The organism is Streptomyces thermodiastaticus (assembly GCF_014656135.1).
Classification (GTDB): Bacteria; Actinomycetota; Actinomycetes; order Streptomycetales; family Streptomycetaceae; genus Streptomyces; species Streptomyces thermodiastaticus.
Window position 1 is genome coordinate 119118 of record NZ_BNBV01000019.1, and the last position, 10571, is coordinate 129688.

Genomic DNA, 10571 nt, shown 5'->3' on the forward strand with positions numbered 1-10571 from the left:
GTGTTCCCGTGATGTGACCGTCAGGTGATCGGTGATCAAGCCGTGCGCTGGACAAACCCTTTCCGCGGACCGGTGTGCGGTCCCGGCCGGTGCCGTGGCCGGGGTGCCGCACATCACTCCGTTCGGCGCACTCACCGGGCGAGCCGGCCCAGCAGCGAGGAGGCCGCGGTGATGCCGAGCGCGGCGGCCAGGACGAGGACGGCGAAGTCGAGGGCCAGGTGGGCGGAGGTGCCAAGGAGCAGACCGCGCAGCGCGTCGACCTGGTAGCTGAGCGGGTTGGCCTTGCTGACGGCCTGCAGCCAGCCGGGCATGACGGCCACCGGGTACAGGGCGTTGGAGCCGAAGAACAGCGGCATGGTGATCGCCTGGCCGATGCCCATCAGCCGGTCGCGGCTGAGCACGATCCCGGCGATGGTCATCGACAGGCAGGAGAAGAACGCCGAGCCGAGGATCACGGCCGCGGCGACCCCCAGCAGCCGCAGCGGGTTCCAGGTCATCGCGACCCCGAGCAGCGCGGCGATGACGATCACGACGACCGCCTGGACCAGCGACTTCACGCCCGCCGCGAACGCCTTGCCGGTGACCAGGGCCGAGCGCGGGGTCGGGGTCACCAGCAGCTTGTTGAGCACGCCCGCGTCGCGTTCCCAGATGATCTGGATGCCGTAGAAGATGGCGATGAACATCGCGGACTGGGCGATGATGCCGGGCGCCATGAAGTCCAGGTACGGGATGCCGCCCGTGGGGATCGCCCGGATCCGGGTGAAGGTCTGCCCGAAGATCAGCAGCCACAGCGCGGGCTGGACGGCGCGGGTGTACAGCTCGGTGCGGTCGTGGCGCAGTTTCTGCAGCTCCACCGCGCACATGGCGCCGATGCGGGCGGGCAGCAGCCGCCAGCCGGGGCGAGGCGCGGGTGCCCGCACGAGCAGACCGATGCCGTCGCCGGCGACGCGGTCAGCCGAGGCGCTGGGCGGTGCGGCGGGTGCTTCGGACATCGCGGAAATCTCCTGAGGTGTCGTCGAGGCCGCTGCCGGCCACGTCACGGAACACGTCCTCCAGCGTCGGATCGCCGGCGGCCGTCTCGCCCCGGGCGCGGCGCCGCTCGGCCAGGCCTCGGCGCAGCTCGGCCGGGGTGCCCAGGGCGCGGATCCGGCCGCGGTGCATCAGGGCGACCCGGTCGCAGTACTGGTCGGCCTCGTCCATGTAGTGGGTGGTGACCAGGACGGTCATGCCGGTGGCGGCGCGTACGGCGTTGATGTGCTCCCACACGCCGGTGCGGGCGATGGGATCCAGGCCGATCGTCGGCTCGTCGAGGATCAGCAGGCGGGGTGCGCTGACCAGGGCCTGGGCCAGTTCCAGGCGGCGGACCATGCCGCCGGAGTAGGTCTTGGCCAGGCGGTCGGCGGCGTCGGTGAGGTTCACGGCGGCCAGCGCCTGGGCGACGCGGTCGGCCCTCTCGCGGCGCGGGACGTCGAAGACGCGGGCGAACAGGGTGACGTTCTCCCGGCCGGTGAGGCCGGCGTCGGCGGACAGCTGCTGGGGCACGTAGCCGAGCAGGCGGCGCACGGCCATGCGGTCCACGGCCGGGTCGTGGCCGAAGACGCGGACCTGGCCGGCGGGGACCGGCAGGAGCGTGGTGATGCAGCGGATCGCGGTGGTCTTGCCGGCGCCGTTCGGTCCGAGCAGCCCGAACACCTCCCCCTGCCGCACGGACAGGTCCAGGCCGTCGACGGCGCGGGTGTCGCCGAAGGCGTGGACGAGTCCGGTGCAGGTGACGGCGTCGGGGCCGGCCGGCCGGTCCGTGGGGTCGCAGGTCATGGGCGGTCGGTCTCCTCGCGTAGGTTCTCGGCCAGCCGGCGCAGGGCGGGGATCGCCGCGCGCAGCGCCTCCTGGTCCGCCGCCTCCAGCCGTTCGACCTGGCGGCGCACCAGCGCGGCGCGGCGTTCGCGCCAGTTCGTCAGCCGCGCTCCGGCCGCCTCGGTCAGGCTCAGACGTGCGGCCCGCCGGTCGGCAAGGTCCGTCCGGCGGATCAGCTGCCCGTCCCTCACCAGCTGGTTGACCAGCGTGGACACGCTGTTCCCGGCCAGGTGCAGTTCCTTGGCCGCCTCCGAGATGCCGATGCCGGGCCGGGACTCGACCAGGCGCAGCAGCTCGATCTCGGCGCCGCTCGGACGGGTGCCGCTCGACCCGGCGCGCAGTCGGCGGCGGAGCGAGCGCTGCAGGGCGCTGAGCGTGTCGGCCAGTTCCTCGGCGTACGACGGGGCCTCCATGCGCGGCAGATTACCTCTGTAGCAGAGGTAATGACCATGACCGACGGTCAAAGAGACGGTCAAGACGTGCGACGGCAACGCACCCTCGGGCCCGCGCGGGCGGCCGACGCAGGCACGACGGCGCCGCGCACCGGTGTGCACACCTGTTCCGCCCGGGCGGCACAGCGGAGCCACCCGGTCGCACCGTGTCACCGAAATGCGCCGTTTGTTTCGGAATCTCCCGGTTCGGGAATGCGCTCTTCAGTGCTTCGGACAGGAGGCACGTCCGTGGGAGCCGGCGCGCCGGGCCCCGATGCCTCTCCGGAAGGTCCGAGCCGCGCGCCTCCCATGGTGTCCGTCCATCCAGCACCTGCTGAGGGAGGCGCATTGCATGCGTACCACCGGCAGAACGAGGACCCATCCGCACGACGACGCCCCGGATACCGCGGCGGCGTTCGAGCGCTTGGCACGCCTGCCCGACGGGCCCGAGCGCAAGGCGCTGCGCGACGAGCTGGTCCGGGTGTGGCTGCCGATGGCCGAACGGATCGCCGTCCGTTTCCGGGGACGCGGCGAAGCCCTGGAGGACCTGTACCAGGTGGCGGCGCTCGGCCTGGTCAAGGCCGTCGACCACTATGATCCCCGGCGCGGCTACGCGTTCGAGGCCTACGCGGTACCCACTGTCACCGGGGAGATCAAACGGCACTTCCGCGACCACATGTGGACCCTGCACGTGCCGCGCCGGGTGCAGGATCTGCGCAACCGGGTGCGGCGGGCGGCGAAGGAGCTGGCGCAGACGACGCCGGGCCGGGTGCCGACCATCGCCGAGATCGCCGCGTACACCCACCTGAGCGAGAGCGACGTGCGCACCGGCATGGAGGCGTTGGACTGCTTCGCCGCGCTGTCGCTGGAGGCGGAGGTCCCCGGCACCGACGGCTATGCGCTCGGTGACGGGCTGGGCGAGTCCGACCCCGGCTACGACCTGGTGGTCGACCGGGTGGCGGTCCGGCCCTGCCTGGAGGCTCTGCCGGAGCGCGAACGCACCATCCTGTACCTGCGCTTCTTCCAAGGTATGACGCAGAGCCGGATCGCCCAGCAGCTCGGCATCTCGCAGATGCACGTCTCCCGCCTGCTCAGCGGCTGCTTCGCCCAGCTGCGCGAGGAACTGCTCGCCGAGACACGCTGAGCACGACGGTGACGTGACGGCGGCATCCGGAGGGTACTCGGCAGGCGGCCGCAGGGGTGTGGTCGGACACTGGTACAGGACCGGTGGCCACCGGTGGACGAGACCAGGACGTGTGATGAACCACGACAAACCCTCCAGCCGCGGCACCGGCGTGGTCTCCACCCATGCCGTGTGCGGCGCCCCCTGCTGGGTCAGCCTGACCAGTCGCGATCTGCAGGGTACACAGGACTTCTACCAGGCGGTGCTGGGCTGGCAGTGGCGCAGGGCCCGGCTCGGCGACCGCTTCCGGATCGCCCTGGTGGACGGTGCTCCCATCGCCGGGATCGCGGCGGTGGCCTCGATGTGGCACATGGCGGTCGCCTGGACGCCGTACTTCGCGGTGCCCAGCGCCGACCAGGCCGTCGCCCGGGTGCAGGAACGCGGCGGCACCGCGGCGGTGGGCCCGATCTCCCTGCCGCCCGGGCGGGCCGCGCTGCTGGCCGACCGGGACGGCGCCACCTTCGGTGTGTGGGAGGGCGAGCTGTTCACCGACTGGGAGACCTGGCGCAAGGCCGCACCGGCCTTCATCCGGCTGCACACGCGCGACGCCTTCGACGCCGCGATCTTCTACGGCGAGGTGCTGGACTGGGCCGCGGAACGGCCCGGCTGCGTCGAGGTCCGCTACGAGGGCGACGAGGTGGTGCTGCGCAGCCACGGGCAGCTCATGGCCCGCATCGAGTCCGGGGCGCTGGAGTCGGCGCCCGATCCGACGATCCGGCCGCACTGGCAGATCCACTTCCGGGTCGCCGACGTGGCCGCCTGCGCCCGGGCGGCGGAGTGCCACGGCGGCAGCGTGCTGCGCGAGGACGCCGAGGAGGCCGTGCTCCGGGACGCCGACGGCGCCCAGTTCACGGTGACGTCCCGGCGCGAGGCCTGAGCCGCCCCGCGTGCCCGGCCGCCCCGGGCCCGGCCCCGCGGGCGGCGCGCACCCGAGGCCCTGCTCAGCGGCGCGTGCGGGGCGGGCGGGTGAGCAGGACCAGGCTGCGGGACTCCAGGCGCAGGGTGCCGGAGTGCTTGTGCTCGGCCTCGTCCGGGAGCCCCTGGTCCTCGGCCGTGTCGATGAGAGTGGTCCACCGCTCGCCGTACACCGGGCCGGGCAGGCGGAAGTCGACCGGTTCCCAGTAGCCGTTGAGCAGCAGCAGGAACGAGTCGTCCACCACGCGGCGGCCCTGCCGGTCGGGTTCGGCGATCGCGTCGCCGTTGAGGAAGACCGCGACCGAGTGCGCGTCCGAGCGCTGCCAGTCCGCCTCGGTCATCTCCCCTCCGTCCGGCCGCAGCCACACCAGGTCGGGCAGCGGCTGGTCGTCGCGGGTGGCCGTCTCGCCCTGGAAGAAGCGGCGGCGCCGCAGCACGGGATGGGCGGCGCGCAGGCCGATGACGTACCGGGTGAACTCGGTCAGCTCCCGCTGCTCCTCGGTGAGGTTCCAGTCGACCCAGGAGATCTCGTTGTCCTGGCAGTAGGCGTTGTTGTTGCCCCGCTGGGTGCGGCCCAGCTCGTCGCCGTGGCAGAGCATCGGGATGCCCTGGGAGAGCAGCAGGGTGGCGAGGAAGTTGCGCTGCTGGCGGGTGCGCAGGGCGAGCACGGCCGGGTCGTCGGTGTCCCCCTCGACGCCGCAGTTCCAGGACCGGTTGACGCTCTCGCCGTCCCGGTTGCCCTCGCCGTTGGCCTCGTTGTGCTTGTCGTTGTACGACACCAGGTCCCGCAGGGTGAAGCCGTCGTGCGCGGTGACGAAGTTGACGCTGGCGCGCGGCCGGCGCCGGTGGTGCGCGTACAGGTCGGCGGAGCCGGTGAGCCGGGAGGCGAACTCGCCGAGCGTGTGCTTCTCGCCGCGCCAGAAGTCCCGCACGGCGTCCCGGTACTTGCCGTTCCACTCCGACCACAGCGGCGGGAAGTTGCCGACCTGGTAGCCGCCCTCGCCGACGTCCCAGGGCTCGGCGATGAGCTTGACCCGGCTGATCACCGGGTCCTGCTGGATCAGGTCGAAGAACGCCGAGAGCCGGTCCACCTCGTGGAACTGCCGGGCCAGGGTGGCGGCCAGGTCGAAGCGGAAGCCGTCGACGTGCATCTCGGTCACCCAGTACCGCAGCGAGTCCATGATCAGCTGCAGCACGTAGGGGTGGCGCATCAGCAGGCTGTTGCCGGTGCCGGTGGTGTCGTAGTAGTGCGCCCAGTCGCCGTCCACCAGCCGGTAGTACGAGGCGTTGTCGATGCCCCGGAAGGACAGGGTGGGGCCCTTCTCGTTGCCCTCGGCGGTGTGGTTGTAGACCACGTCGAGGATCACTTCGAGCCCGGCCGCGTGCAGCGCCTTGACCATCGCCTTGAACTCGGTGACCTGTTGGCCGCGGGTGCCGTGGGCGGCGTAGCCGTTGTGCGGGGCGAAGAAGCCGATGGTGTTGTAGCCCCAGTAGTTGGACAGGCCCCGGCTCTGCAGCACGCCGTCGTGCACGAACTGGTGCACCGGCATCAGCTCCACCGCGGTGACCCCCAGCGAGGTCAGGTGCTCGATCACCGCCGGGTGTGCCAGCCCCGCATACGTGCCGCGCAGCTCGGGCGGCACGTCGGGGTGGGTGCGGGTCAGGCCGCGCACATGTGCCTCGTAGATCACGGTGTCGGAGTACGCGCGGTGCGGCGGGCTGTCGTCGCCCCAGTCGAACGAGGGGTCGGTGACCACGCCGAGCATGGTGTGCCCGGCGCTGTCGGCCGGGTCGGGGCCGCCCGGGGTGCGTTCGTACAGCGAGCGGTGGTTGTCGCACTGCCCGTCCACCGCCCGCGCGTAGGGGTCCAGGAGCAGTTTGTTCGGGTTGCAGCGGTGGCCGGCGGCCGGGTCCCAGGGGCCGTGCACCCGGTAGCCGTAGCGCTGCCCGGGACCGATGCCGGGCAGATAGCCGTGCCAGACGAAGCCGTCGACCTCGGTCAGGGGGACGGTGCGGTGGGAGCCGTCGTCGTCGACCAGCACGAGGTCGACACGCTCGGCGACCTCGCTGAACAGCGCGAAGTTGGTGCCGCCCGCGTCGGGGTGGGCACCGAGCGGGTAGGGGTACCCGCTCCAGACGGCGGGTACCCCTCGGCGACTCGAGCGCCCGGTCACCGGGACTGCTCCAGCAGTTCGCGCGGTGCGCCGGCGGGTGAGGCCAGCACGGTGACCGGCAGCTCCCGGGGTGTCTGCAGGCCCTCGCTCAGCGCCGGCTCCGGAGCCTTGGCGACCAGCGGGACACGCACACCGGCGCGGGCCCGCTGCGAGAACCAGATGATCTTGCTGCCGGTCGCGGAGGCGCAGCACCCCCAGCCGTCGCTGGTCGCCGCGATGCGGGCCAGGCAGCCGCGCAGGTCCTGGTGGGGACGCAGGTCCTGGTTGTTCTCCGCGACGGCGGTGATGAGATGCTGCCCGGTCCACCACATCTCGACCGAGGTGTGCTTGTCCCGGGCGTGCTCGTCGATGGCCCTCAGCAGCAGCTCGGCGCCACCGCACACGGGCTCGACGAGGTCCTCCAGATCCCAGAACCTGAGGTGTGCGGCCAGGATGCGCCTGACCTGTCCGACCCGTTCCGGGCTGACTTCCACGTCGAGGTGGTAGTAGCAGGGCACTGCGGTCTTCATCGTCGTGGCTCCTCACCGGCGTCACCCGCGCTCCTCGAGGCTCTCACCGAGCCCCGCCTCCGAGCACGGAGCGTGAGCACATGTTGCCTCTGAGTCAGATCCACAGTGCGGGCGCTACGCCATTCGTGCAACCTGAGCGGCGGCGGGAGAGGTGCGGACAGTCGGGTGATGTCACGGAAGATCCAACAGGACGCTGGGTGCTCGACCAGGCACCATGAGTGAAAGTCTCGAGCGCCGTGAACGGCGACCGCGCCCCGTCGTGCCCGCGGCCGCCGTCCCGACCGTCGGGGAAACGTGCCCATCGAGCGCTCTCGAAAGGTGAACGGCGCCATGCTGCTACCCGCCAAAGCCGAAGTCGCACGGCACCTGCGGCGTTACCGGTCGTGGGAACGCGCCATGCTCGCGCATCCCGACGACGGCAGGGTGCGGGCCACCTTCGAGGACGCGGGCTACACGCTGTGCGTGCTGATGGGCAAGCGCTGCGCACGGGAGGCCGCGGATGCCGCCGAGCGGTATCTGCACACCGGCCTCGTCACCTGTCTGCGGGAGCAGAGCGAGCGGCCGCAGTCCGGCGGCGCCCCTCCGCGGGAGCGGCGCGCGTCCGGGGACCGGCGGTCTCCCGCCGGGGCGTGATCCCCGGGACACTCGCGCAGGGCACCCGCGCGGGCGGGTCCGGGCACGGCAGGACAGAACGAGCAGGACACGAGCTACTCCGGCCGGGCCGGGGTGTCCCGGGCAGGTCCCGGGTCCCCGGCCCGGCCACGGAACCCGGCCGGGCGTGTGCCCGGCCCGACCGCAGTGGAGGTGACATCCGTGGGTGCGACCCCGAGTACGGTCCCGGTCGTCGGCCGCATTCCGGTGCGGGACGTGCGCCCGGCCGTGGCGGGCGGCAGACATCCGGCGAAGGCGGTGACCGGGGAGTCGTTCCAGGTCACCGCCACCGTGTTCGGGGAGGGGCACGCCGCGGTCGCCGCGAACGTGGTGCTCACCGACCCGGAGGGCCGGCCCGGCCCGTGGACGCCGATGCGGGAGCTGGCCCCCGGCACCGACCGCTGGGGCGCCACCGTGACGCCCGACCGACCCGGCCGGTGGACCTATCACGTGGAGGCGTGGAGCGACCCGGTCACCACCTGGCGGCACGCCGCCCGGATCAAGATCCCGGCCGGGATCGACGCCGGTCTGATGCTGGAGGAAGGCGGCGAGCTGTACACCCGGGCGGCGGACGGGGTGCCCGACCGAGCGGGACGTGAGGTACTGCGGTCGGCCGTCCGGGTGATGCTGGACGATGCGCTGCCCGTGATGACCCGGCTGGCGGCGGCGCTGACGCCGGAGGTGGACGCGGTCCTGGCCCGGTACCCGCTCAGGGAGCTGGTCACCGCCTCCGAGCCGCTGCCGCTCCTGGTGGAACGCGAGCGCGCCCTGTACGGCGCCTGGTACGAGTTCTTCCCCCGCTCCGAGGGCACCCCCGACCAGCCCCACGGCACCTTCCGCACCGCCGCCCGCCGCCTTGAGCCCATCGCCGACATGGGCTTCGACGTCGTCTACCTGCCCCCCATCCACCCCATCGGCACCACCCACCGCAAGGGGAAGAACAACACCCTCACCGCCGGCCCCGACGACGTCGGCGTGCCCTGGGCCATCGGCTCCGCCGAGGGCGGCCACGACGCGATCCACCCCCAGCTGGGCACCCTGGACGACTTCGACGCCTTCGTCGCCCAGGCCCGCGCCCTCGGCCTGGAGATCGCCCTCGACCTCGCCCTGCAGTGCTCCCCCGACCACCCCTGGGTCCACAAACACCCCGAGTGGTTCCACCACCGCCCCGACGGCTCCATCGCGTACGCCGAGAACCCGCCGAAGAAGTACCAGGACATCTACCCCCTCGCCTTCGACGCCGACATGGACGGCCTGGTCGCCGAGACCGTCCGCATCCTGCGGCACTGGATGGCCCACGGCGTGCGGATCTTCCGCGTCGACAACCCGCACACCAAACCCGTCGTGTTCTGGGAACGCGTCCTCGGCGAGATCAACGCCACCGACCCGGACGTGATCTTCCTGGCGGAGGCGTTCACCCGGCCCGCCATGATGCACACCCTCGCCCAGATCGGCTTCCAGCAGTCGTACACCTATTTCACCTGGCGGAACACCAAGCACGAACTGACCGACTACCTCACCGAGCTGACCGGCGAGGCCGCCGCCTACATGCGGCCCAACCTGTTCGTCAACACCCCCGACATCCTGCACGCCTACCTGCAGCACGGCGGCCGGCCCGCCTTCGAGGTCCGCGCCGTCCTGGCCGCCACCCTCTCCCCCTCCTGGGGCGTCTACAGCGGCTACGAGCTGTGCGAGAACACCCCGCTGCACGAGGGCAGCGAGGAATACCTCGACTCGGAGAAGTACCAGCTCAAACCCCGCGACTGGGACGCCGCCGCCCGCGAGGGCCGCACCATCGCCCCGCTGATCACCAAGCTCAACGCCATCCGCCGCCGGCACCCCGCCCTGCACCACCTGCGGAACCTGCACTTCCACCACGCCGACAACGACGCCGTGATCGCCTACAGCAAGAGCACCGGCGAGGACACCGTCGTCGTCGTGGCGAACCTCGACCCCCACCACACCCAGGAGGCCACGGTCTCGTTGGACATGCCGCACCTCGGCCTGGACTGGCACGCGTCCGTGTCCGTCCGCGACGAGCTGACGGGTGAGACCTACCACTGGGGCAGGGCGAACTATGTGCGGCTGGAACCGGGCCGGCGGCCCGCGCACGTGCTCCATGTCCAGCGATCGTCCACCGCGCCGCAGAACGGAGGGCCCCCCGCGTCATGACAGTCAACGAGCCGGTTCCGGACATCTTCGAGGACGCTCCCGCCGGGGACCGGGATCCGGAGTGGTTCAAACGTGCCGTCTTCTACGAGGTGCTGGTCCGTGCCTTCCAGGACAGCAACGGCGACGGCATCGGCGACCTGAGGGGCCTGACCGCCAGACTCGACTATCTGCAATGGCTGGGCGTGGACTGCCTGTGGCTGCCGCCCTTCTTCAAGTCCCCGCTGCGCGACGGCGGTTACGACGTCTCCGACTACACCTCGGTGCTGCCCGAGTTCGGCGACCTCGCCGACTTCGTGGAGTTCGTCGACGCCGCCCACCAGCGGGGCATGCGCGTCATCATCGATTTCGTCATGAACCACACCAGCGACCAGCACCCGTGGTTCCAGGAGTCCCGCAAAAACCCCGACGGCCCCTACGGCGACTACTACGTGTGGGCCGACGACGACAAGGGCTATCCGGACGCGCGCATCATCTTCGTCGACACCGAGGTGTCGAACTGGACCTTCGACCCGGTGCGCGGCCAGTACTACTTCCACCGGTTCTTCTCCCACCAGCCGGATCTCAACTACGAGAACCCGGCCGTCCAGGAGGAGATCCTGGCCGCCCTGCGTTTCTGGCTGGACCTCGGCATCGACGGCTTCCGCCTGGACGCCGTGCCGTATCTGTACGCCCAGGAGGGCAC

The 10571-nt window shown here is 71.6% G+C and carries 10 protein-coding genes; 5 read left to right on the forward strand and 5 right to left on the reverse strand.

Annotated elements, in window-relative coordinates; translation table 11 throughout:
• Nucleotides 1-131 precede the first annotated feature (131 nt).
• From IE286_RS18185 to IE286_RS18195, 3 genes are read right to left on the reverse strand one after another with little or no spacing between them, the layout of a single operon-like run.
• On the reverse strand, nucleotides 132-992 hold the full coding sequence (locus tag IE286_RS18185) for an ABC transporter permease (RefSeq protein ID WP_189797809.1): 861 nt from the start codon (nucleotides 990-992) through the stop codon (nucleotides 132-134).
• The gene (locus IE286_RS18190) at nucleotides 952-1815 is read right to left on the reverse strand and encodes an ABC transporter ATP-binding protein (protein WP_189797810.1); all 864 of its coding nucleotides are present in this window, start codon (nucleotides 1813-1815) and stop codon (nucleotides 952-954) included. The genes IE286_RS18185 and IE286_RS18190 overlap by 41 nt, the downstream gene beginning before the upstream one ends.
• Nucleotides 1812-2267, reverse strand: coding sequence for a MarR family winged helix-turn-helix transcriptional regulator (locus IE286_RS18195; RefSeq protein WP_189797811.1), 456 nt, complete (start codon nucleotides 2265-2267; stop codon nucleotides 1812-1814). Before IE286_RS18195 ends, IE286_RS18190 begins: the two co-directional genes overlap by 4 nt.
• A 370-nt stretch (nucleotides 2268-2637) precedes the next feature.
• On the opposite strand from IE286_RS18195, the gene IE286_RS18200 reads away from it, so the two are divergent.
• Nucleotides 2638-3429, forward strand: a complete 792-nt coding sequence (locus IE286_RS18200; protein ID WP_189797812.1) for a SigB/SigF/SigG family RNA polymerase sigma factor — start codon at nucleotides 2638-2640, stop codon at nucleotides 3427-3429.
• 115 nt (nucleotides 3430-3544) lie between these two features.
• Nucleotides 3545-4345, forward strand: coding sequence for a VOC family protein (locus IE286_RS18205; RefSeq protein ID WP_189797813.1), 801 nt, complete (start codon nucleotides 3545-3547; stop codon nucleotides 4343-4345).
• Nucleotides 4346-4409: 64 nt separating this feature from the next.
• Here the strand turns inward: IE286_RS18205 and glgX are convergent, their stop codons facing one another.
• Both glgX and IE286_RS18215 read right to left on the reverse strand, forming a co-directional pair.
• Nucleotides 4410-6557: a glycogen debranching protein GlgX gene (glgX, locus tag IE286_RS18210; RefSeq protein WP_189797814.1), complete on the reverse strand. Its 2148-nt coding sequence runs from the start codon at nucleotides 6555-6557 to the stop codon at nucleotides 4410-4412.
• On the reverse strand, nucleotides 6554-7066 hold the full coding sequence (locus tag IE286_RS18215) for a pep a2 (protein ID WP_189797815.1): 513 nt from the start codon (nucleotides 7064-7066) through the stop codon (nucleotides 6554-6556). The genes glgX and IE286_RS18215 overlap by 4 nt, the downstream gene beginning before the upstream one ends.
• A 330-nt stretch (nucleotides 7067-7396) precedes the next feature.
• Between IE286_RS18215 and IE286_RS18220 the strand changes: the two genes are divergently transcribed.
• The 3 genes from IE286_RS18220 to IE286_RS18230 form a co-directional block, all read left to right on the forward strand.
• A complete protein-coding gene (locus IE286_RS18220) occupies nucleotides 7397-7699 on the forward strand; it encodes a DUF5133 domain-containing protein (RefSeq protein ID WP_189797816.1) in 303 nt (100 codons plus the stop codon).
• Between the two features lie 180 nt (nucleotides 7700-7879).
• Complete coding sequence (locus tag IE286_RS18225; protein WP_229863081.1) at nucleotides 7880-9889, forward strand: alpha-1,4-glucan--maltose-1-phosphate maltosyltransferase; 2010 nt, start codon at nucleotides 7880-7882, stop codon at nucleotides 9887-9889.
• A partial coding sequence (locus tag IE286_RS18230) for an alpha-amylase family glycosyl hydrolase (protein WP_267970033.1) occupies nucleotides 9886-10571 on the forward strand: 686 nt, incomplete at its 3' end. The genes IE286_RS18225 and IE286_RS18230, both read left to right, overlap by 4 nt.

What these genes read in the sequence shown, in the direction of transcription:
- IE286_RS18185 (WP_189797809.1), bottom strand. Translation starts at nt 992, where the DNA reads ATGTCCGAAGCACCCGCCGCACCGCCCAGCGCCTCGGCTGACCGCGTC.
- IE286_RS18190 (WP_189797810.1), bottom strand. Translation starts at nt 1,815, where the DNA reads ATGACCTGCGACCCCACGGACCGGCCGGCCGGCCCCGACGCCGTCACC.
- IE286_RS18195 (WP_189797811.1), bottom strand. Translation starts at nt 2,267, where the DNA reads ATGGAGGCCCCGTCGTACGCCGAGGAACTGGCCGACACGCTCAGCGCC.
- IE286_RS18200 (WP_189797812.1), top strand. Translation starts at nt 2,638, where the DNA reads ATGCGTACCACCGGCAGAACGAGGACCCATCCGCACGACGACGCCCCG.
- IE286_RS18205 (WP_189797813.1), top strand. Translation starts at nt 3,545, where the DNA reads ATGAACCACGACAAACCCTCCAGCCGCGGCACCGGCGTGGTCTCCACC.
- IE286_RS18215 (WP_189797815.1), bottom strand. Translation starts at nt 7,066, where the DNA reads ATGAAGACCGCAGTGCCCTGCTACTACCACCTCGACGTGGAAGTCAGC.
- IE286_RS18220 (WP_189797816.1), top strand. Translation starts at nt 7,397, where the DNA reads ATGCTGCTACCCGCCAAAGCCGAAGTCGCACGGCACCTGCGGCGTTAC.